Origin of the sequence: Dyella sp. M7H15-1 (genome assembly GCF_004114615.1) — a bacterium.
In the GTDB taxonomy this organism is placed as follows: domain Bacteria; phylum Pseudomonadota; class Gammaproteobacteria; order Xanthomonadales; family Rhodanobacteraceae; genus Dyella_B.
The window spans coordinates 1,188,559-1,211,402 of sequence record NZ_CP035300.1 but is presented as its reverse complement, the minus strand read 5'-3'; the positions used below and the strand labels follow the sequence as shown (position 1 = coordinate 1,211,402).

The 22,844-nt window shown below is 59.4% G+C and carries 18 protein-coding genes and 1 tRNA gene; 13 read left to right on the top strand and 6 right to left on the bottom strand.

Going from position 1 to position 22,844, the window contains the following annotated elements:
- Positions 1-25: 25 nt before the first annotated feature.
- Genes EO087_RS05820 through EO087_RS05805 form a run of 4 tightly spaced genes read right to left on the bottom strand, consistent with a single transcriptional unit; the run spans position 26 to position 4,970 of the window.
- The gene (locus EO087_RS05820) at positions 26-868 is read right to left on the bottom strand and encodes a DUF4123 domain-containing protein (RefSeq protein WP_128898045.1); all 843 of its coding nucleotides are present in this window, start codon (positions 866-868) and stop codon (positions 26-28) included.
- Positions 869-877: 9 nt separating this feature from the next.
- The gene (locus EO087_RS05815) at positions 878-3,373 is read right to left on the bottom strand and encodes a type VI secretion system Vgr family protein (protein ID WP_240669141.1); all 2,496 of its coding nucleotides are present in this window, start codon (positions 3,371-3,373) and stop codon (positions 878-880) included.
- A 41-nt stretch (positions 3,374-3,414) separates the two neighbouring features.
- Positions 3,415-4,791 (bottom strand): hypothetical protein, encoded by a 1,377-nt coding sequence (locus tag EO087_RS05810; protein ID WP_128898044.1) that lies wholly within the window; start codon positions 4,789-4,791, stop codon positions 3,415-3,417.
- Positions 4,788-4,970 (bottom strand): hypothetical protein, encoded by a 183-nt coding sequence (locus tag EO087_RS05805; RefSeq protein ID WP_128898043.1) that lies wholly within the window; start codon positions 4,968-4,970, stop codon positions 4,788-4,790. The genes EO087_RS05810 and EO087_RS05805 overlap by 4 nt, the downstream gene beginning before the upstream one ends.
- 211 nt (positions 4,971-5,181) lie before the next feature.
- On the opposite strand from EO087_RS05805, the gene tssB reads away from it, so the two are divergent.
- The 13 genes from tssB (at position 5,182) to EO087_RS05730 (ending at position 20,642) form a co-directional block, all read left to right on the top strand.
- A complete protein-coding gene (gene tssB, locus EO087_RS05800; protein ID WP_240669140.1) occupies positions 5,182-5,727 on the top strand; it encodes a type VI secretion system contractile sheath small subunit in 546 nt (181 codons plus the stop codon).
- A 24-nt stretch (positions 5,728-5,751) separates the two neighbouring features.
- Positions 5,752-7,296 carry a type VI secretion system contractile sheath large subunit gene (gene tssC / locus EO087_RS05795; protein WP_128898042.1) on the top strand — a complete coding sequence of 515 codons (1,545 nt, stop codon included), beginning with the start codon at positions 5,752-5,754 and terminating at the stop codon, positions 7,294-7,296.
- Between the two features lie 129 nt (positions 7,297-7,425).
- On the top strand, positions 7,426-8,772 hold the full coding sequence (gene tssK / locus EO087_RS05790; RefSeq protein WP_128898041.1) for a type VI secretion system baseplate subunit TssK: 1,347 nt from the start codon (positions 7,426-7,428) through the stop codon (positions 8,770-8,772).
- Positions 8,769-9,425: a DotU/TssL family secretion system protein gene (locus EO087_RS05785; protein ID WP_128898040.1), complete on the top strand. Its 657-nt coding sequence runs from the start codon at positions 8,769-8,771 to the stop codon at positions 9,423-9,425. The genes tssK and EO087_RS05785 overlap by 4 nt, the downstream gene beginning before the upstream one ends.
- Positions 9,426-9,436: 11 nt before the next feature.
- Positions 9,437-11,125 carry an OmpA family protein gene (locus tag EO087_RS05780; protein WP_128898039.1) on the top strand — a complete coding sequence of 563 codons (1,689 nt, stop codon included), beginning with the start codon at positions 9,437-9,439 and terminating at the stop codon, positions 11,123-11,125.
- Between the two features lie 15 nt (positions 11,126-11,140).
- Positions 11,141-11,623: an Hcp family type VI secretion system effector gene (locus EO087_RS05775; RefSeq protein WP_128898038.1), complete on the top strand. Its 483-nt coding sequence runs from the start codon at positions 11,141-11,143 to the stop codon at positions 11,621-11,623.
- Between the two features lie 485 nt (positions 11,624-12,108).
- The gene (locus EO087_RS05765) at positions 12,109-12,450 is read left to right on the top strand and encodes a hypothetical protein (RefSeq protein ID WP_128898036.1); all 342 of its coding nucleotides are present in this window, start codon (positions 12,109-12,111) and stop codon (positions 12,448-12,450) included.
- Between the two features lie 676 nt (positions 12,451-13,126).
- Positions 13,127-13,699 (top strand): DUF3828 domain-containing protein, encoded by a 573-nt coding sequence (locus EO087_RS05755; RefSeq protein WP_240669139.1) that lies wholly within the window; start codon positions 13,127-13,129, stop codon positions 13,697-13,699.
- Between the two features lie 60 nt (positions 13,700-13,759).
- Positions 13,760-16,483, top strand: coding sequence for a type VI secretion system ATPase TssH (gene tssH, locus EO087_RS05750; protein WP_128898033.1), 2,724 nt, complete (start codon positions 13,760-13,762; stop codon positions 16,481-16,483).
- The gene (tssE, locus tag EO087_RS05745; protein WP_128898032.1) at positions 16,480-16,929 is read left to right on the top strand and encodes a type VI secretion system baseplate subunit TssE; all 450 of its coding nucleotides are present in this window, start codon (positions 16,480-16,482) and stop codon (positions 16,927-16,929) included. Before tssH ends, tssE begins: the two co-directional genes overlap by 4 nt.
- 1,088 nt (positions 16,930-18,017) lie before the next feature.
- Positions 18,018-18,093: transfer RNA gene (locus tag EO087_RS05740), tRNA-Gly, on the top strand.
- Positions 18,094-18,456: 363 nt separating this feature from the next.
- Entirely contained in the window at positions 18,457-19,932 is a 1,476-nt protein-coding gene (gene trpE / locus EO087_RS05735; RefSeq protein ID WP_128898031.1) for an anthranilate synthase component I, read from the top strand.
- Between the two features lie 38 nt (positions 19,933-19,970).
- Entirely contained in the window at positions 19,971-20,642 is a 672-nt protein-coding gene (locus tag EO087_RS05730) for a hypothetical protein (protein WP_240669138.1), read from the top strand.
- Between the two features lie 94 nt (positions 20,643-20,736).
- Here the strand turns inward: EO087_RS05730 and EO087_RS05725 are convergent, their stop codons facing one another.
- Both EO087_RS05725 and EO087_RS05720 read right to left on the bottom strand, forming a co-directional pair.
- Positions 20,737-22,455, bottom strand: coding sequence for a diguanylate cyclase (locus EO087_RS05725; protein ID WP_128898030.1), 1,719 nt, complete (start codon positions 22,453-22,455; stop codon positions 20,737-20,739).
- A complete protein-coding gene (locus tag EO087_RS05720; protein WP_128898029.1) occupies positions 22,452-22,841 on the bottom strand; it encodes a response regulator in 390 nt (129 codons plus the stop codon). The genes EO087_RS05725 and EO087_RS05720 overlap by 4 nt, the downstream gene beginning before the upstream one ends.
- Between the last annotated feature and the right edge of the window lie 3 nt (positions 22,842-22,844).

The following is a 22,844-nucleotide window of genomic DNA, read 5'->3' as shown; positions in this document are numbered from 1 at the left end:
TGGATGGTGGGACTGAGGCATGGATTCACTGCTCCCACAAAGGCTTGCCGAGCTCCCATAGGTCGTCCGGCAACGTATTGAACCAGTCCGCAAACGGTTGCTCGGGTTGCGAAGACGGCGACGCAAATCGCTCTGCGACCGTGGGGTGCTCCACAAACTTGCCAGAGGTACGCAGCGCCAGCGTGAGCCATAGCGTCTGCGCGTGTCGATCGCACAGGCCATGCTGTCGTGCCATCTGCCAGTGCGTGTGTATAAACGGATAGAGCACGCGATGCGGAATGCTATCGATTTGCTTGGCGATGGTTTTGCGCAGCTCGTAGATCAGTGCGTCGGGTTCTGATGCGGTTTGCAAACGCTCAGCTTGCGATGCGTCAAGTTGCAAAGGGAGGCTCGCGCGTTTTGCCGTTTCGATGTCGCTCTCAGCGATAGGGTGTCTCTGTTCGTCGCCAAACCGATCGATGCTTGTCCACTGCGCGATGCCGCGTGTGAAGAACATGCGCTGTTCCGCGGTTAGAGCGTCCAGCCAGACGGGCAATATTCGCGTGTCATACCATCGCATGAGCATGGATTGCCCATCTGGTCTTTCAATCAGATGGAATTGAGCGAAATGGTCGGTCAACAAGAACAACGGCAGCGTTGATTCGAGCACGCTGACGCACGGTTTCAGTTGGCCGATTCGAGTCGTCTCGTCAATGACCTTCTGGGTCGCTTCGCTTTCGACCGTGACGTCGATCAGTAGTGGCGCTATTTCCGGGAGTGATTCCTCGGCGTGCCCCTCGAACAGTGAGCCATACAAGATGTTTCTTTGCTGCAATTTCTGATGAAACCGTGGATGCTGGCAGGAATCGAAAAGGATGTAGCGGAACATGGCAGGCACCTAGCTGATGAACACGCCGGGAGCACCTTGACGCATGGCGTCGATCAGGCAGCTCTTGCAAGTGGTTCGGGGGAATTGCGGCAGCGGTATGTTTTCGGACGCCGGTTCGACGGTGTCCCAGAGCGCGCACTTCTCCAGGATGTCACCGGGCGACACGTTCTCGATGCGATTGCCGTTGATGCGGATATACGAGCCGCCAGCGCCGATCCACACTTCCTTGGACGCGGCAAGCACCAGTCGACCATTGGTGCTGGTGATGGTGAGATCCTTGAGCGCGGCGAGCGCCATGTCGTCACCCTGGGCTTGAATTTCCACCTTGCCCTGGTTGGCAAAGAGTTTCATCCCGAGCGTCTGCGCGAACAGACTGATCTTCTCGCCTGCGGCGACCGTGAATTTGCGCAGCACACCCATGTCGGCGTTTTCGCCCGCAGTAAACGTGAGGTTGCGCCCGGCGCTGTGCTGGATGGTTTCGGGCGTGGTGAGGGCGATGGAGGAACTCGCGGAAAGCAGCATGACCGCCTGCTGCAGGTCCTTGATCTGCTTCTGCAGCACCTCGTTCATGGCCTTGGCATCGGCGGCATCGGCTTGGGCGGATTGGGCGGTTTGCGCCAACTGTTCCATCTGCGACTGCGCGGCGCTGAGCTGCTCCAACGCTTCGCGCATATCGAGCTGCTTGCCCTTTGCGTTGGGGCGGTCGTTGGACGAAACGAACAAACCACGGCCCGCTCGCACGGCGCCGTGCGCCGACGTGCGCAGCTCAAAGCCCTCACCGCGCTTCTCGCGGTTGCCGTTGACCATATGGCCAAGCGTGAGTTGGCTCTTGCCCGAATGCTGCGTGCTGAACTTGACGTGCTCCTGGTCCTTCCAGTCTTCCATCTGCAGCTTGTTGTCGCTTTGCGTGCGGATCACATTGCGCGACAGCCAGCGGTCCTGGGTGGTGATCAGGTCGACGGCTTGGCTGTGGTGGTGGAAGGCGGCGATATAGGGCTTGTTCGGGTCGCCGTCGCGGAACTCGATGACGGCTTCGTCGCCATCCAGCGCGGGGAAGTGCATGCCGGTCTGCCGCTTGCCGGCGAAGGGTTTGGCAAGACGCAACGGCACGCTTTCGCCACCGGGATTCCAGGCATCGAAATCCAGATCGAAGCGCACCACGTAGTAGCCGGCCTTGGTCAGGTAGGCGTACTTGTATTTGCTCGGCGAGGTGACGCGCGCGGATAGCGTGCCGTGGATCTTCGGCCACGACGCCTCGTCGAGCGGCAGGCGGAAGCGCCGGTCGGCCGGTATCGCTTTGAAGCTGTTGCGATACGCCTGGTCGCGCGCGCCGCGGTGGATCACCTCGGTGATCACCATGCCGTTCGGTGCATCGGGCAAAGGCTCGGTGGTGTGGGTGATGCGCGCGCAGCGCAGGCCGGGATGGGTGGTCTCGCCCTGATAGCGCACCTGCCCGCTGATGGCGGCTTCGTGGCGCAGTTGTGCTTCCCATTGGGCTTGTTTCTGATCCAGATGACCGGTGCCGTAGATATACGGCTGGCCGTAAGTCGTGGTGTCCTTACTCGCGACATTGGCTTCGGCCTGGATACGCTCCCACGCCAGATCCGGGTTATAGTCGGCCACCCGGAACGACTGCGGCACGGTTCGCGCGTGCGTTTCGAGTGCAAGGATGGCGTCACCGCCGGCATTCAGGCCAGCGGGTTCACGGAAAGGCAGGGTCAGCGTGGGGAGGTATATATAATGGTCGATGTCGTCCCCGAGCACGAGAAGATCCCCGTGTTCGCCTTCTTCGACGTAGGAAAATAAGCCTTCCTGTTCCATGAGTATTTTCATGAAACATGCGTCGCTGCACTGATACTGAAATCTAAAAGTATATTCCGGGTACTTGCGGCGCAGCTTGAAGATGAACTGGTGCCCCTTGAAGCCGTGACGGCGCAGGATCGCCTCGATGATCTGCGGCGCGGTCTGATGCTGGAAGATGCGGCTGGCGCGCGTGAGACGCAGGCGCGCGACGTGCGGTTCGATCATGATGCGATAGGTGTATTCGTCCTGGCTGCGCCGCAGTTGACTGAAGGCGGTGATGCAACCGGCGAAGCGGCGCGGCGTGCCGTCGGCGGACAGCATGCGGAAGCTTGCATCCTTGCCGACCATCTCCGCGCGCGTGAGCGCCTCGGGATGCGTGAGCGTGAGCGTGATGCGGTAGTGATGGCCGAGCTGTTCGTGTACTTCGAACTCGCGCACGGACGACGCTTCGTTGCGCGCAAAGCCGGTGACGTCGACGAAGTAGCGCTGATGGAGCGGCGGCGCGATGGCCGCCACGATATCGTTCGGGTCGTGCATGTTGGCTCCCTGCGGGTTGCTTGACCGGCGCGCTGGCGCGCGGTGCAAGGCACAACGTAGCCGTATGGGGTGGCTGGGTATGTCGTCGAAGCCAGGCTCGATGCGTAGGCATACATCGCCACGGCTGTGGTGGTTATCCGGGGTATGACGAAGGACGGCGGCCATGCGCCCTTTCCGCGTTCGCCGCCCCCGCCGCGTGCGCGGCGCTATCGGCCATCGGCCGGGGGACGGTCCGCGAGGTACTTACGGCGTTTTTGCTGATGCTTGGCGCGTACCAGGATCGCGCACTGGGGGCACCAGCTGCCGCTTTTGATCACGGCCGGCATGGTTCTCCACGTATGCCCCCGATGGCATTGCCAGTGGAGATGGGTTTTCATGTCGACGTAGTGCTCGGACAGGCAGCTGCCGCCGCGCGCGGCGGCGATGTCCTGGAGTTGTGCCAGCATGGCGCGTTGGCGTTGGTCAACTCGGCACGGGTAGCACCAAACCCCCTGCTTGATCTGCGCCGGCGTGGCGCGCCAGCGATGGCCTTGCTTGCACTGCCACTGAAGCGCTGTGTCGTTATCCACATAGTGCGTGGATAGGCAGAGTCCGCCACGACGGGCGGCCAACTGTTGCATGGCGGCGTTATCCACGCATAAGCCGCACCAATAGCCCTGTTTCACTTTGGCTGGCTGGGATCGCCATTGATGGCCCTGGGCGCACTGCCACAGCAGTGGTGTCTGGCTATTCACATAGTGCGAGGACAGGCATCGACCGCCCTGTTGGGCGGCCAGTTGTTGCATGTTTTCCAGCGTGTCGCGCCGACTTTCAAAGAAACACTGGCGGCACCAGCTACCTAGTTGCTTGAGGCCCATCGGCGTCGCTTTCCAGCGATGGCCCTGGGCGCATTGCCATAGAAGCGGTATGCGCTCATTCTTATAGCGCTTGGACAAACATCGCCCACCATGTTCGGCGGCGAGCTGCTGCATCGTTGCCAGGGTATCGCGCAGACGTGCGGCTGCACAGGCGCGGCACCAGGTGCCGCGTTTGACGGAAGCCGGCACGGCCTGCCAGCGGTGGCCCTGGGCGCAGGCCCATTGCAGCGGCGTCTGGCTACTGATGTAGGCCGTGGACAAGCACCGCCCGCCGCGTTCAGCGGCCAGTTGCTGCATGGCTTCCAAGGTGTCGCGCTTGCGGTCGAAATGGCACTGTGCGCACCAATCGCCGCGATTGATCCGCTCGGGTATGGCTTGCCAGCGGTGCCCCTGGGCGCATTCCCACTCGAGCGGAGAGGATGAGTTCACATAGCGTGTGGATAGGCAGCGGCCGCCACGTTCGGTGGCGGTGCGTTGCATGTCTTCCAGGGTATCGCGACGTCTATCGCAAAAGCACTGCCGACACCAGCTACCTTTATTCTTGACGGAGGTCGGGATGGCGCTCCAGCGATGGCCGTTGGCGCATTGCCATAGGAGCGGCGTCGCGCTGTTTACATAGTCGGTCGACAGGCAGCGCCCGCCCCGCGCGATCGCCAACTGCTGCAGCGCATGCAGTTGTTGCATGGCATTGGCGCGACGGCGGGTCCGTGGGGTCGGTCCGCTCATGGTGATCGCATGTCCTGCGGCAGAGGAGATGTCGCGCCGTTCTTGCCGACAATGAAAATCCGCTCGGGCAGTGTGAAGCCGCGCAGTGCCAACAGATCCAACGGCCCCGCGCTCACCTGCGTGCGCCTGACGTAGCGCAGCGATTCGGCGTTGGCTTGCTTCCAGACGAGAGTTTGCACTGTGATATGTGTCCAGCATGGCGAATCGCCATGCATGCGTCTTGTTACAGGGTGCCGAACATAAACGCTTTTAGCGAACAGGTGAAGCGATTTTGCGTGCAGCAAGCAACTCAACAATCATTCGATCATCTCTGACACTAGAATCAGAAAAATCCCACTCACAATTTTGCGAAAGTGTTGTACTAATCGCTACCCGGGCATGCATGTGCATGTGGCCAACATCGTTTCTTACCGATCAAAAGGACTGTTGATGAGTACGAGTTATCAGAACGAGCTTCCCAAGGCTCGTATCAATTTGAAACTAGACCTCCATACGGGAGGTGCGCAGAAGAAGATGGAGCTTCCTCTCAAGCTGCTAGTGGCGGGGGACTTCAGTAACGGACAGGACGCGCGTGCCGTGGCTGAGCGCGAGAAGGTCAATATCACGAAAACCAATTTCGACGCGGTGCTTGCCGACTACCACCCGAAGGCGAGGATAACGGTCGAGAACAAGCTCGCTCGTGATGGCTCGGACATGACGGTCGATGTCGACTTCGCCGCGATGGACGACTTCAAGCCGGAAGTGATGGCGAGCAAGGTGCCGCAACTACGCGCGCTGATGGCGGCACGCAATCTGTTGCGCGATCTCAAATCCAACTTGCTCGATGACGCGACGTTTCGTCGCGAGCTGGAGAAAATCCTGAAGGATCCAACGCTCTCGGAGCGTTTGCGCAACGACCTTCAGACCATCAGCGGCAGCGCGCTGTCCCACGACTGATACCAGCACGGAGCATTCCCAATCATGGCAAAGAACGAACAGGGCTCCCAGGAAGCCTCGGCGGAGACCATTGTGCTAGATGCATCGGCCAAAAGCGTTTACGCATCACTGTGCGAGAAGATCAACCTGACGCCGGTGACAGCGACCCGTCCGGTCGAGAGCTTCCAGAGCGTGGATGCGCTGTCGGATTCCTCGACCGACGAGCGTGTGACCCAGGCGATAAGCGTGTTTCTCAAAATGCTGCACGGTTCCTCGCAGCAGGTCGATCGACTGGATAAGAGTCTTCTGGATTTTCATATCGGGCAGCTCGATGCGCAGATCAGCGAACAGCTCGACGCGATCATGCATCACGAAACCATCCAGCAGATCGAATCGGCGTGGCGCGGCCTCAAGTTCCTCGTCGATCGCACGGACTTCCGCAAGAACGTCAAGATCGAAGTGCTGGATGTCTCGAAGGATGCGCTGCGTCAGGACTTCGAGGATACGCCGGAGATCATCCAGAGCGGTCTGTTTCATCATGTCTATATCCAGGAATACGACACGCCGGGTGGCGAGCCGATCGGCGCGGTAATCGCCAACTACGAATTCGATCGCTCTCCACAGGACATTGCACTGCTGCGCAACGTATCGAAAGTTGCGGCCTCCGCGCACATGCCGTTCATCGGGTCCGTGGGTCCGGCCTTCTTCGGCAAAGACACGATGGAAGAGGTGGCCGCCATCAAGGACATCGGCAACTATTTCGATCGTGCCGAATACCTGAAGTGGAAGAATTTCCGTGAGACCGACGACGCGCGTTACGTTGGCCTGATCATGCCGCGTGTGTTGGCGCGTCTTCCGTACGGCCCGGATACGACGCCTGTGCGAGCGTTCAACTACACGGAAGGTGTGAAAGGCCCGGACCACAGCCGCTATCTGTGGACCAACGCAGCCTTCGCATTCGCAGCGAACATGGTGCAGAGCTTCGTGAAGAACGGATGGTGCGTGCAGGTGCGCGGTCCGCAGGCCGGTGGCCTGGTGGAAGACCTGCCGATCCATCTCTATGATCTTGGCACTGGCAATCAGGCAAAGATTCCGACCGAGGTGTTGATTCCGGAGACGCGCGAATTCGAGTTCGCCAATCTAGGCTTCATTCCGCTGTCGTACTACAAGAACCGTGATTTCGCGTGTTTCTTCTCCGCGAACTCGACCCAGAAGCCGACTGTATTCGAGACCAAGGAAGCGACCGCCAACAGCCGCATCAACGCGCGACTGCCGTACATCTTCCTGCTCTCGCGCATCGCGCATTACCTGAAACTCATTCAGCGCGAAAACATCGGCACCACGAAGGACCGCCGCGTCCTCGAAAACGAGCTCAACAACTGGATCAAAGGTCTCGTCACCGAGATGAAGGATCCGGGCGACGAGCTGCAGGCGTCGCATCCGTTGCGCGAGGCGAAGGTCGTGGTCGAAGACATCGAGGACAACCCCGGTTTCTTCCGCATCAAGCTGTTCATAGTGCCTCACTTCCAGGTGGAAGGCATGGACATCGGCCTGTCGCTGGTGTCGCAGATGCCCAAGGCCAAGACGTAAGCGCGCCGGAGCATTGCTCACGGTAACTGGTGGGCGCTTGGGTGGCGCGGCTAACGCGCGCCACTCAGGCGCTGGGTCCCTCAAAGCGGGCGAATGCATGGAGCGTGCGCCCGCGTCAGTACAATCACAATGAAAATCACACGACCGCTGTGGGCGAAGGGTATCTTCATGTCGCCGCAGCACTTCCAGCAGCAAGGTTTATGGAACAGCCTTTGCGACGAGCAGGTGGCGCGCATCGCTAGCCCCGATCCTTGGGGCGTGCAAGGCGTCGCTTTCGACAAGCAGGCGCTTTCCGTCGAGCGCGTGCAAGTGAGCGCCTTGACGGTGCGATTGCCGGATGGCACATGGATCGACACGGATATCGTCGATCGGCTGCCGCCAGCCCGTAACCTCCACGATGTGCCAAAAGACGTGGACGCGGTCGATGTGCTGGTCGGTTTGCCGCTGATCGATCCGCAAGGCAGCAATTGCATCGAGGACGGCCAGAAGCCGGCCCGACCGCGTCGATTCGTGGGTGAATACCTGCACGTGGCCGATCTCCACGGCGATGGCAAAGACGAAATCAGTGTCGAGCGACATGCGCTTGCACTGCTGTTCCACTTCGAGCAGCACGACGATTACGTGACCTGTCCCGTAGGTCGCTTCGTGCGCAACACGCAGGGACGCTTCGAGGCAGATGCTGCGTTTGTTCCGCCCTGCCTGGTGCTGTCGGCGAACGATCACTTAACTGCGCGCATGCAACGTCTTTCGGAGATTCTGGCGGCGAAGAGCGCGAGTCTCGCGCAGCGCCGCAAGGAGCGCTCTGACAAAATCGCCGATTACGCGGTGGCCGACGTGTCGTTGTTCTGGCTTCTGCACAGCGTGAACACAACGTGGCCCGCGCTGGCCCGCCTGGCGCAGGCGCCCGATCAGCATCCGGAACGCTTGTATGCGGTGCTTGCGAGCTTGGCCGGCTCGCTACTGACGTTCTCGATGACCGACACGTTGCAGTCGATTCCGTCGTACGACCATCGTGCACCGGAAACCGTGTTCGCCAAGCTGGAAGCCTTGATTCGCACGCTGCTCGACACGGTGATTCCGTCGAGTGTGGTGCCGATCACACTGGACCGTCCGCGAGCCACGTCGTGGGCCGGGCAGTTCAACGATCCACGACTCGTCGAGAACACCGACTATTACCTCGCCGTGCGTGCGTCCATGCCAGCGCACGAGTTGCTCGAGATATTCCCGCGCTTGTGTAAGATCGGTGCGCCGGATGACGTGCAGCACATCGTGAACTCGGCCTTGCCCGGTATCCCGCTTCGTCCGGCGTCACGCCTGCCGGCAGCGATTCCGGTACGCATCGAGAATCACTATTTCGCGCTGGACAGCGCGCATCCGGCGTTCAAACGAATGACGGCGGCGCACGCGTGCCAGATTTATGTGCCGACCTCCATTCCGGATGCGTCACTGGAACTCTACGCGGTACTGCCTGCATGACGTCCTCTCTCTCCATGAATCCTATGTGGCTGCCGGTGGCGTTTCGCGATACGGCACTGACCGTGACGACACTTGGCTGGCAATTCGCCCCGTCGTCGTTCGAGACCCTGCGACAGCGCTGCCGCGAGCAGATCCAGCGCTTGCGAGTCGAACTGAACACCGCTGGTCTGTCGGAGGATGTCGTCCAGGACGCCGTCTATGCGCAGTGCGCGTTGTTGGACGAAGCGGCGCTCATTCATCTTAAGGACGGCGAACGCGACGCATGGGAGCGCGAACCGCTGCAAGTGGCAGAATTCGGCACGCACGATGCCGGCGATGCCTTGATCGATCGGATGCAGCAGCGGCTGCGCCAGCCACAGCCGGCGCGCCCGTTGCTCGCCATCTTTCATGCAGTGCTGACCCTGGGTTTCAGAGGACGTCTTGCACTGGAAGGGCCCGACGTGCGCGCGGCCATGGTCAGTGCACTCGATGAGCGGCTCGGCGGATCCGAGGGAACGCCGGGCGGCATCGTCGTGCGATCCTCCGCGCGGCGACGCGGGTTCGCACCGCTTTCGTTGCCGGCCTGTGTGCTGGTCTCCATTGTCGCTGCTGGCGTCGCGTGGGTGCTGCTCGATCGGTGGCTAGGCACTGCGGCCGCACAACTGCTGCGCTGACGGGGACGAGTGTGTCCAGATATCCGTACCGCCTGCAGGCGCTGTGGATCACGCTGCTTGCGCTTGCGTGGCTTGGTCTCTGTTCGCCTTGGCCAAACGGTGTGAACGCGTTGCTGGCCGTGGTGGTAACGGGAGCAGCCATCGTTGCCTTCGTTTGGGTGACTCGTCGCTTGCGTGCGCAGTATCGCGCGACGGTGCAGACGCTGGCCGCACTCGATGGCTCGCTGCGGGCGTTGCCGGCGGATCTGAAGCGGCACACTCCGCTGGTCATCACGGTGGGCGATCCCCAGGCCATGGCATGTGTCTGGGGCGAGGACACCGTTCGTGTCACGGACGCGGCGATCTGGGTACGCGGTGAGTCGCCCTCGACCCTGATACATTTGGCCGATGCCTTGAAACGCTGGCGCGGCGGACAGGGACCGGATGCGGTTGTTCTGCTGGTCGCGGCGGATCAAGATCATGGCGACGCCGACGCAACCGTCGCGTGGAAAGCCTGGCGTTCCGCCCTGAGTGCGGTGTGCCGGACCGTAGGTTATGCACTGCCGGTTGGCGTGGCCGTATATGCGGCGTCCACACGGGACGACACCGAGGCGTCACCCTGGTTCGGGGTATCCGGTGCCGCAGCGCTGGACGCCAAGGATCTGCCCGCCGTGATCGCGCCACGGTTGCAGCAGTACGTGCGCGTGGCGATACCCATCGAACCGGAGCTGCGTGCACGTCGCGCCGCGTGGCTGAATGCAGGGGTTCGCTGGGCGAGCACGGCGTTTCTGCCGATGTGGATGGAAGGGCGTACGCCCTGGCGGGTGACGGCCTTCGCGGTCGCCACCGTGCCGGGCCTTCCGGCGCCACGCACACGGTTTGGTCAGTTTGTCACGCAGATCACCGGTCTGATCCCTCCGTCTGCGGATCGGCTTGTGGTGTCGCGCTATCCGTTACCCGACGCGGTGCTGACTGGCATGCCGCGTCAGCCGGTGCGTCGCGCCTGGCCGCGTGCGCTTGGGCACGCTCTCATCGGGCTGGCGGTTTTCTTTGTCGCTGGCACTGCCGCTTCCGCATGGCAGAACCGTGCCCTGATGCAACGCGTGGCTGATAACGTGGCGCGTTATCAAAGCATCCCCGCGTCACAGGATGCAGCGCGCGTCGATGCGCTTGCAGCGGTCAAGCGCGATCGCGACGAGCTCGAGCGGTATGCGAATGCAGGCGTGCCGATGCGCCTCAGTTTCGGTTTGTATCGCGGCACACCGTGGTTGCCCGTGGCTAACCGGTTGATCGCCAGCTATCAACCACCGGCACCGCCGCCGTCGATGATCGAGCTCGACAGCATGGCAATGTTCAACAGCGGCAGCGCCGTGCTCAATCCGGGTTCCAACCGCGTGCTGGTTGGGGCGCTGGAGATGATCAAGGCGCATCCCGGCAAGCGCGTGCTGGTGGCTGGCTATACCGACTCGACGGGCAACCCGTCGTCGAATCAGCAGTTGTCCGAAGCACGCGCCGCCGCCGTGCGCGACTGGTTGACTGACGCCTCAGGGCTGTCACCGACGCACTTCGCGATCCAGGGCTACGGCGACACGCGGCCCAAAGCCTCCAATGACACTGTCGCCGGGCGGGCTGCCAACCGGCGCGTTGCAATCACCTTGATTCCCGACTGCCGCGATGACCGCAGCAGTCGTTCAACCGAAGGCCGTCCGGCCTGTTCCTGATAGGAGAGAAGTACCATGGCAATTCCGGCATACATGTGGCTCAAGGACGATGGCGGCGCCGACATCAAGGGGTCGGTGACGGTCCAGGGTCGCGAGGGCAGTGTCGAACTCGTGGCCTTCGATCACGGCGTGCATATTCCTACCGACGGAAATACGGGCAAGCTGACCGGTACCCGCGTGCATCAGGCAATCACGCTCACCAAGGAAACTGATGCGTCGACGCCCTATTTGTACAAGGCCGTGACCAGCGGCCAGACCCTGAAATCGGCCGAGATCAAGTGGTACAAGATCGATGATTCGGGCAAGGAAAAGGAGTACTTCAATACCAAGCTCGAGAACGTGAAGATCGTGGCGGTCAAGCCCAAAATGCTCGACATCAAGAACCCCGACTACGAGAAACACAACCATCTCGAAGAGGTCGAACTGCGCTACGAGAAGATCACCTGGGCTTACAAGGACGGCAACATCGTGCATGCCGATACGTGGAACGAGCGCTGAGCGCGCATCTGGCTAAGGCCAGCGCGGGCAGCTCATCTGCGCTGGCCACCTTCCAGGGCGACAGAGTTTCTTGGTGGAATTTTAGGCCGAGCGGATTCAATTACAAAATGGAGTCAACGAATGACTTGGAAATACAGTCAAAGCACTGGGCGCTTGACGCGCGACGGAGGGGAGCTCGTCGGGCAAGGTTACTCTGGTAACGGCATCGGGAAGAATGATCCGCATATGCAAAGTGCGAGAAACGTCGGACCAATTCCTGTCGGCAATGGGTCGATTGAAGCGCCCTTCCGCCATCCTCACGCAGGCAACTACACAATGCGGCTCGTTCCGTCTCCGATGACGAACACCTACGGTCGTACCGGGTTCATGATGCACGGCGATAGCGCAGCGCATCCTGGCCGTGCGTCAGATGGTTGCATCATCATGTCCTTTCCCGCCCGTGAGCGAGTCTGGGAAAGCAGTGATCACCGGCTTCAGGTGGTGCCATGAAACGACTGCTCGCCGCGCTGCTCCTCGTGAGTCCGATGCTCTGCTTTGCCAAAGCTCCCACGTGTTCAAGCTGGCCGACCAACATCGCCATCGCGAGCCTGAAAAATGCAGGAATTACCGACCCGACGAAACTGGACGAATCGAAAACAAAGGCGATGCTGCTCGCCTCGGAGAAGGTCGGAACGGACCTGTATCGCCAGATCTACGACATTACTTTTTACGAGAAATCAGGTGTCACGGTTCAAGTCATCACGAATAGCGAAGCATCCTCCAGCGAATGCTCGATGAGCGGCGTTGATGTTTATGTCGTCGCGCGGAAAATCGGCGGTTCACTGTAGTCAGGGTGCCACGGATTCATGCTTGCTCCTGTTGGTGTTTATGAGAAAACTGGATGGGAAATGGAAAATCACCAAGGTCGACGATACCTGGGACTACAAGTAGTGCGAGCAAGCTTGTCGAGTTGACTTGCTATGAGCACCACAAGTTATATGCAAATCAAGATCCTCATGTCTATGAGGACGGCAACATTGTCCATGCCGATACGTGGAACGAACGCTCCTAGCTCGTTCGTGTTGTTCATTTCTGGCGAGGTTGCAAGTGCGCGGATGCCTGGATTGCTTTGGTCCAGGTGTCCACGTGATCAAGTATCCCGCATGGGACGGGATAGCGAATTGAATCGCTTAACCGGGTGTCCGTGGAAGAGGGGCAAGATCAGGCGATTTGATTTTCATCATGAAAGCGTTCACTGGAGGAAATGCATGCCTTACGACGGAGCGTCAGCTGCCAGCTACGCAGACAGTCATGCCCAACCTGATAGCACCGGAGAATGTGCTAAGTACGTACGCAGGGCTATCGAGTGGGGAGGAATATCCCTTCCACGTACCCGCTACGCAAAGGACTATGGTCCAATCCTAAAAGCAGCGGGCTTTCGTGCGGCACTTGGCGCTCCACGAAAGGGTGACGTGATTGTGATCCAGCCGGCACCTGGCCATCCTGCCGGTCACATGGCCATCTATGATGGAGCGCATTGGATATCGGATTTTAAGCAGCGGCACGGCTTCTACCCTGACCCGGCTTATCGAAATGCGCAACCTTCCTACGAAATCTACCGTCATGATTGAGGGAAAAATGAAACGTTTCCTTTTCTTCGCCGCAGCCATCGTGATCTTTTCCTTGGGTGCCTTCACTCAGCAAGGAGCGACGGCGGCAAGTATCCCAGATACACCTGAAGCAAAGGTGAGCGCTTTCTATACGTGGTTTATAAAAAACGACTCCGACCAAGGCTATCCGTTGAGGGAAAAAGACATAGAAGAATATGTGGCTGCGGACACGGTGAAAAGATTGAGGAACGATTACTCCCACGGTGGGCCGCCTAACGGTGTCGACTACTTTTTAAAGGTGCAGGACTACGATAGCCATGACTGGCTTACTCACATTGCCACGCATCCGGCAATCATGTTGGATGGCGTGGCTGTTGTCCCGGTTACATTTGGGTCCACAGACAAAGTCGATGTTTTGGTGTTTATGAGAAAACTGGACGGACTTTGGAAGATTACCAAGGTCGTGGATACATGGGATTACAAGTAGATCCAGTCCATCCAAATTGCTGCCTGCCCGTCTTGCACAAATACCGAAAGTGTTTCTCCCATGACTTCCCGCGACTACACTCCCTACCTTCGACGACTCAACGATATCTGCGCGCAGGCGCTTGCCGACGCGGCGAGCCTGTGTGAAACCCGCGCACACCGCGACATCGAGGTCGAACACTGGCTGATCAAACTACTCGAACGTGGCGAGGGCGATCTGCTCGTGATCCTGCGTCGGTATGAACTCGACCTCGACGGGATCTGGCATGGATTGCTCAGTGCCATCGACCGACTGCCGCACGACCTGCGCGGCAAACCTGGCTTGTCGCCACGTGTGGGGGCATGGCTGGAGGCGGCGTGGCTGCGCGCCTCGCTCGATCCAACGGGGGGTGCGACGTCGATCCGTTCCGCGCATCTGCTGGCCGCGTTGGCAGAAAACCCCCAACTCCTCAAGGCACACGATGCATGGGCGCTGCTGACGGTATCGGCCACGCAAGTCGATCGACTGATGCAGGAACTTGATGCGGTGTCGCTTGAAGCCCCTGCTCAGGTGCGTTCGCCGGAGGAGTCGACGGAGCCGGGATCAACCGCTGAGGATCACCACTCGGAAGATGTGGGGGCTACGCCGCGCTCCGCGTTGTTGCGGACGAGCGCGGCGCCACAAGCGCAGGGTGCGTTGAGCCGCTTTTCGATTGACATCACGCAGAAAGCGCGCGAAGGACGCATCGATCCGGTGTTCGGCCGCGACGTCGAGATTCGCCAGATGATCGACATCCTGGTGCGCCGACGGAAGAACAACCCGATCCTTGTCGGCGACCCAGGCGTCGGCAAAACGGCCTTGGTCGAGGGGCTTGCGCTCAAGATCGTCGAAGGCGACGTACCCGTGGCGATTCGCGACGTCAGCGTGCTGACGCTCGATCTCGGTCTGCTGCAGGCCGGCGCGGGTGTAAAGGGCGAATTCGAGCAGCGCCTGAAGCATGTGATCGATGAGGTACAGGCATCCACGACGCCCATTCTGCTGTTCATCGACGAGGCGCACACTTTGATCGGTGCCGGCAACGCAGTAGGTGGTGCCGATGCGGCGAACCTGCTGAAACCCGCGCTTGCGCGGGGCGAGTTGCGCACCATCGCGGCGACGACCTGGTCCGAATACAAGCAGTATTTCGAGCGCGATGCGGCGCTCGAACGCCGCTTCCAGATGGTCAAAGTCGACGAGCCGGACGATGCCAGCGCCTGTCTGATGCTGCGTGGCTTGAAAGACCGTTACGCGCGACATCACGATGTCCACATCACCGACGCAGCGGTCGCAGCAGCGGTGCGTTTGTCGCGCCGCTATCTGACCGGCCGGCAGTTGCCCGACAAGGCCGTCGATCTGCTAGACACGGCGGCTTCGCGCGTGCGCATGAGCATGGATGCAACACCGGTGCCGCTGGCTACGTGTCTGGCGGAATCCCGTGCGCTGGAGATCGAACGTCTGGCGTTGACGCAGGATCAGGGAATCATGGGTGCCGACGTTGGCGAGCGGCTCGTCGCCATCGATCAACGGATGGCGGCGCTGTCTGTCGAACACGCGCGGCTGGAGGCGCTGTGCGCCACGCAGCGTATGACCGTCGCGCAATTGCAGGCGCAGCGCGAGCAATGGCGGGACGCGCACCATGCCGACGCTCGTGCCGCGGTTGAAGCATCGATCAAGACCTTGCATGCATTGCTCACCGAACAAGGCGCCGATGGTCTCGTTCACGCCGAAGTCGATGAAGCGGCTGTCGCAAGCGTGATCGCCGACTGGACAGGCGTACCGGTCGGCAGTCTCCTGGAAGACGAACGGGCCACCCTGCTCGAACTCGAAACACGGCTAGGGAAGGTTGTGGTGGGGCAGGATGATGCCCTCGCGGCATTGGGCAAGCGCCTGCGTGCGGCGAAAGCGGGACTGACCTCGGATCAGGCGCCGCTCGGCGTGTTCCTGCTGGTCGGTCCCTCCGGCGTCGGCAAGACAGAGACGGCGCGGGCCTTGGCCGAGTTGATGTTTGGTGGTGAACGCGCGCTGGTCACGATCAACCTTTCCGAGTACCAGGAAGCGCACACGGTGTCGCAACTGAAGGGCTCGCCGCCGGGCTACGTCGGTTACGGCCAGGGCGGTGTGCTGACCGAAGCGGTGCGCCAGCGTCCGTACAGCGTCATCCTGTTGGATGAGGTCGAGAAGGCGCACCGCGATGTCCTGAATTTGTTTTACCAGGTATTCGATCGCGGCTTCATGCGCGACGGGGAAGGGCGCGTGATCGATTTCCGCCACACCGTCATCCTGATGACGTCCAATCTGGGCAGCGCGGAGATCATGGCGACCACGGACGCGGTGCGCGACACGGGCGGAGAGGTGACGACGGCGATGCTGATGGAAACGATCCGGCCGCTGCTGGTGGAGCACTTTCAGCCGGCGTTGTTGGCGCGTTTTCAGGCCATCGTGTATCGGCCGTTGTCGACCGATGCGCTGACCACCATTGTGCGCATGAAACTGGACACCGTCGCCCAGCGCATCGCGCAACGCTTTGGCGTCTCGGCCACGTGCGACGATGCGTTGGTGGCCGAATTGGTACGTGCTTGCCTGCTGCCCGATTCGGGCGCCCGCAACATCGACAGCCTGCTCGATCAGCAGATCCTGCCGGCACTTTCGCGCGAGTTGCTCGTGCGCAGTGCGCAAGGGCCGTTGCCATCGGTGATCCAGCTTGGCCATGCCGACGAGGAGGGCGTGACGATTGATTTTGAGGCCGCCATGGAGCGTGCGGCATGAATCGTGGCGGGCCGGGGTTGTTCGAGAAGGTGACGGGACACTTCGCCAGCGGCGCGGCAGTGGAGGACTTTGATGCGTCGACGCAGACGTTCCTCTCCGTCCAGGACAACATTCAGCGCATCTTGAACAGCCGGCGTAACGGCCTGTTGCACATCCCCGATTACGGCCTGGATGATCTGACTGAGGTGTATCGGGACCTGCCAGCTTCAACGTTGCGGCTCAAACGCGTCATGGAGCACACGCTGCTGACATACGAGCCGCGCCTCAAAGCCATCGATATCGAGATCGTCGATGTCGAGCACGGCATGCTGCTGAGCTTCATGATGACCTGCCATCTTCATCAGACGGGCCTCGTGCGGTTCGGCACGCACTTCCTGCCGGATGGCAAGACGCGCTTGACGTTGCTCAAGAGCGAGATGGCGTCGTTTCGAACCACATCATGGTGAGTGATACGGCATCGTAATGGCGGCCTTGGTGACACACAAACAGGGTGATGTGGATTGATGGAGACGCCGCCGCCCCTCTATTTTGGGCCGTATCAACCACCCCTCTGCGGGAGGGGCGACTACAAAAACTCAACTTCGAACAAGCGGTTGATTTCACGTCTTGGTGCGGTTTTGAAGTACCCAAGCCAGTCTGGACGTCCGGTGATGCACTTGATGCGGAGGGTAGCTTCATTGAACCTCCCCTGCGGCGTGCCGGCGTAACCGATCCGGCGAAGTCAGCGGGTCAGTGTCTAAAACGGTGTCATTACCTGGCACCGGAGTTTGAAAAGCAACTGGGAAGACCTGTCTGGGTAACCGTCGGTCAGTTGTGGAAAGCCGACTCGGCTGTATTTTCTCCAACATGGGATGGCCTGTATCACGGCGCGTCCATCACGTAGGGATTCAACTTTGACAAACACGCAGGGCTACTACTTGAATGTTCGAGATGGCAAACGAATTTGCTCCGTATCGGACGTGCGCAGGGCTGCGATTTTCGAGATCGGGCCATTGATGCGGGAGACGAATTGTCCGGCCTTCCGGGAACAACTCATCTGCCCCTGAAATGATGGACCTCACCGAGGTCGTGGTGCGCGTGGTTCAGATTGAATACGCTGTGCTCGCCCAAACTGGGGAATGCATAGCAGAGTGGATGGATTCCATCGTGGGCGCGGGCCATCGATGCGTCATCGTGGGCGAGTAGGCGAAGCGTGCTACGCCAGAATCGTCACGTTCGAACAGGCGCAAGTGGTACGTATTGACGTTGAGTGGAAAGAGATGGACTCAATTCGTTGACAGCAATGCAGAATCAGTCCATGATTGAACAGTTGTCTGACGCGAGACAAGATGAAACACCCGAGTTAACAATGGTGTCGCGGGCTGGATGTTAGTCCAGTTTCCCGCTCCAGTTTCCAGACAAGGCCCTAGGTCAAAGCCCGGGGCCTTGTTGTATCAGTACTTCAAACATATGCGGCAAGTAGCTTGAATTACTGAAAAACGCAGTTCCGGCTATTCACATCGGCACCGGATCTGCTATAGTTGCTTGCTCCGATGCGGGAATAGCTCAGTTGGTAGAGCACGACCTTGCCAAGGTCGGGGTCGCGAGTTCGAGTCTCGTTTCCCGCTCCAAATGTCGATCCACGGACATCCACTGATGTCCGGGATCCTTTAAAAAAGGGCGAAAGCCCTTTTTTCATTCCGGGAGCACCCGCCAAAAACCACCCGCATTTGGACTCCAATGAGTCCGGATGCGATGCATCGGCAGCGTGGTTAACGATGTCGACATTCATGGCCGGCACGTCCATTGTGAAGGCCCAGTGCATGGTGTACATCACAGGTTTATGCGGTTTGGGTCGAAGTCGCTCTCGCGGCGTCGACTTATCCGGTCGATGCACAAAAGTTCGTTGTGCAATAAGGCCGAGCACGTCGTAACTATGGATCCTCCCTCTCTATACAATGGCTATTCCTTCTTCGTTCCATCGGACTCCCTACGTGATTTCCCGTGACGAATTCGAAGCACTTGCCGTGCAAGGACACACCCGCATCCCACTGGTACGCGAAGTGTTCTCCGACCTGGATACGCCCTTGTCGGTCTACCTTAAGCTGGCCGATGGCCCATACACCTTTTTGTTCGAGTCGGTGGAGGGTGGTGCGACGTGGGGGCGTTATTCGATCATCAGTTTGCCGGCCAAGCGCGTGTATCGCCTTCGCGGTCACGAGTTGGAGGTGGAGGATGCCGGTGAAATGGTCGAGCGTCGTTACCTGGATGATCCGTTGGCCGAGATCGAAAACCTGCGCAAGCAGTACGATGTGCCGCGCCTACCACAATTGCCGGCTTTCAGCGGCGGACTGGTAGGTTATTTCGGTTTCGAAACCATCGGCTATATCGAGCCGCGCCTGGCACAGTGGGATCGCGAGGATGAACTGGGTACGCCCGATGTGTTGCTGATGCTGGCCGAGGAAGTGGCTGTCTTCGATAACCTCAAGGGTCGTCTCTACCTGATCGTGCATGCCGATCCGTCACAACCGCAGGCGTACGTACATGCGCAACGCCGGCTGGATGCGTTGACGCATCGGCTGAGGCAGGGTGGTGCGCCTTATCCGCAGCTCACGCAATCCACTGTGCTGGACGAAGGCGATTTTAAATCCTCCTTCACGCGCGAAGCATTCGAGGCGATGATAGAGCGTGCGAAGGAATACATTCGCGCGGGCGATATTTTTCAGGTGGTTCCATCACAACGCTTGAGCGTGGGTTTCCATGCACGTCCGGTGGATGTGTATCGTGCCTTGCGTGCGATGAATCCCTCGCCTTACATGTATTTCGTCGATGTGGGCGATACGCAGATCGTGGGCTCCTCGCCCGAGATTCTTGCCCGTCTGCAGAACGGCCATGTGGTGGTGCGTCCGATTGCCGGTACGCGCAAGCGGGGTGACACCGAGGAAGAGGATCAGGCACTCGAAGCGGAATTGCTGGCTGATCCCAAGGAGCGTGCTGAACACGTCATGTTGATCGATCTGGGCCGTAACGATATCGGTCGCATCAGCGAGACAGGTAGCGTTGAAGTGAGCGAATCCTTCGTGGTCGAGCGCTATTCGCACGTCATGCACATCGTGTCGCAGGTGCAAGGCAAGGTGACACCTGGCCTTAGTTATATGGATGTGCTCAAGGCTACGTTCCCGGCGGGGACAGTCAGTGGCGCGCCCAAGATTCGCGCACTGGAAATCATCCAGGAACTGGAACCCTACAAGCGCAACATCTATGCCGGCGCGATCGGCTGGATCGGCTGGTGGGGCGACGCGGACACCGCTATCGCCATTCGCACAGCCGTTATTCAGGGCGGCCGCTTGCACGTACAGGCTGGCGCTGGCATTGTCTACGATTCCGATCCCGCTTCCGAATGGGAAGAGACAATGAACAAGGGGCGTGCGTTGTTCCGTGCCGTGGCACAAGCAGCCAAAGGCCTGTGATGCTTGTGTTGATGTCGGTCAATCAATAAGGATTTACCATGATGTGGATAGCGCGTTGTTTTCGCTCGGTTGCAGTGTTGTCGCTAGCGTGTGCGTTACCGGTATTTGCGCGGGAGCCATCGCAAAGCTGGCCCGATACCGTGCTAAGCCGCACCCAGGCGCTGGCAGAATTGCAAACCTTGAACGCGGAACTGCTGAGTCATCCCAGCGCCACGCTGACACTGGAGCGATGGTGTAGCGCACATCATCTGGCGCCGGATGCGCATATCGTTGCCCATCGTGTCCACGGTGCCGACAAGCCGTTGCCTGCGGATGCGCGCGCCTTGCTAGGCATGGGTCCCCATGAGCCCGTGCGTTATCGTCGCGTGGCACTTAGTTGCGGCGATATCGTGTTGTCCGATGCGGATAACTGGTACGTGCCCGCGCGTTTGACCGAAGCCATGAATCAACAGCTCGATAATTCCGACGTGCCATTCGGCAAGGTCGTGCAGCCGCTGCATTTTCGTCGCCAGACGCTTTCGGCGGACCTGCTTTGGTCGCCGCTGCCACCGGGATGGGACGCTGGCGCACCCTTGCCACCAGCTAGCAACAAGCCGTTGACGATTCCTGACCATATACTGCAGCATCGCGCGGTGCTGTACACCGCCGACAATCAGCCCTTCAGCCTGGTGGTGGAAAGCTACACCGGCCACGTGCTGGCGCATCCATGATGCGATTATTGCGTCGGCATCCATAATCTTGAGCGATAGAGTCGTCAAAAAAACCTGAAACACTGCGTTTTTCTTTAAGAATATGGATGCCGGATCAATGATGTCGACCGTTTGGCTGGAGAGCATCATTTGCACTTGGAATATCCGCAATCTGTGATGGCGTGCGTGGCAGCAGATCGGTTGTTGAGCCATTCAGCACTACGCGATTGCGCCCCTCCGTCTTCGCTTTGTACAAAGCCTCGTCGGCAGCTTTGAGCAGATCGTCGGCACTGACGCCAGGTTGATATTGGACAACACCACAACTGAAGGACACATTGAACTCGCGTCCGTCAGCATATTGTTGCACACCGGCAAAGGCCTCTCGCACCTCGTCAAGAACGTGTACAGCATCCTTGGCATCGGTATTGGGCATGATTTCACCGAACTCTTCGCCACCCAGTCGGCCGGCAACGTCAGCCCTACGTAGTCGCTGTCGCAGCATATCGGCGAGTGTCCGGATAACGCGATCGCCGGCGGGGTGACCGTAGGTGTCGTTAACGTCCTTAAAGTGGTCCAGGTCGATGATGGCGAAACAAAGCGGCTGTCGATCACGTATCGCGCGTGCGATTTCTACGACCAATCGCCCTTTGATGTTGGAATGATTGAGCAAACCGGTCAAACCATCCTTGGCCATGTAGGAGCGCATCACACGATAACGCTCAAGGCGTGCCTGCACTGCGCTGATCAGATGTTCCGGTTCGATTGGCTTGGTAAGGAAATCATCGCCACCAAGCCGTATCGCCCCCAACTGTTTGGCGGTATCCCGCTCGGAGGAGAGAAAGACGATCGGCACCGACATGTAGTTTTCGAATTGACGAATGACGCTTGCCAGTTCCACGCCCGTACAATCGGGTAAATACATGTCCATCAGTACCAGGTCGGGACGAAAGTCGTTCAGATGACTCAGGATACTCATCGGATTGGTGACGATGTCGGTGATTATGCCCGCCGATTGCAAGGTGTAGGCGTAATGTTCGGCAAGCTCTCGCAGATCCTCCACGATCATCACTCGGTCCTGGCCCATCGTGATATGCGGTAGCAGGCGATCGAGTGTGCTCACCATCTCGCGCACATCGACAGGTTTCTCCACGTAAGCTGAACACCCTGCACGCGTAGCGGCCAGGCGTGCAGCGAGATCCGCACGCGTTGAAATAAACAGTACGGGCACATTGAGTTGCTTTGCCGAGACCAGCTTGGCAATGGTATCGGGCCCGGCCAAATCGCCGTCGGAAAACATGACATCCATCAACACTGCGGCGAGCTCTGGGTCAGTCGTGGCGTGGGCAAACTGCTGAGGAGTGGCAAAGGTTTTAACGTGATATCCGAAATGGCCGAGTTGTCGCGCCAGCTCTGCTGCCGCCACCGTATCGTCATCTACCAGGTACACCAGTTTTCGTGTGCCATGGTGAATCATCGGAGACGACTGCACAGCCGGAAAGGTAGATTCCACCGTTGTGCTCAGCGCTGCTGATTTCAGCGCGCCATATAGGAAAGCGACGGACTCTTGTTCCGACACATCAAGGAAATGTCCATCATCGATCGCCATGGCAACGGTCATTTCGATCTGTCGCGCCAGTTCCGAAATGCGCGGCATACCGAAGGTGGCACCGGAACCCGCCAGGCCATGGGCAATAAAACGTAATTGCCGCAGGGATTCCAAGTTCTGGCCATCATCGAAGGCCTGTTTCATAGCATCAAGCTTGTCAGGAAGTTGCTTGGCGTATTGCTCCTGCAAAAGTCGCAATTGCGTCAAAACGTTCGCCGGAGCGCTCATGGCACGTTATTCCATATTCCGCGCAAGGTATCCGAGAGCGTCATGGGATCAAAGGGTTTGGCAATCACGTCCGCCGCGCCCATCTTGCGGTACTGCTCCACCTCATGCGTTTGCACCTTGGCGGTCATGAAAACGATGGGTGTATTCTTCAAACTCGGCTGCTTCCGCAATTCCACAAGTGTGGCCGGTCCATCCAGTTTGGGCATCATCACGTCGAGCAGAATGAGATCGGGTTCGTACGTAGGAGCATCGCGCAGCGCGTCATGTCCTGATCCGCAGACCATCAATTCGAAGCCACCGACGGCTTCCAGCGCGATGCGCACTATCGCCTGGATATCGGCTTCATCTTCCACGCACAAGATACGTTTCAGAGTTTCGTTAGGCATTAC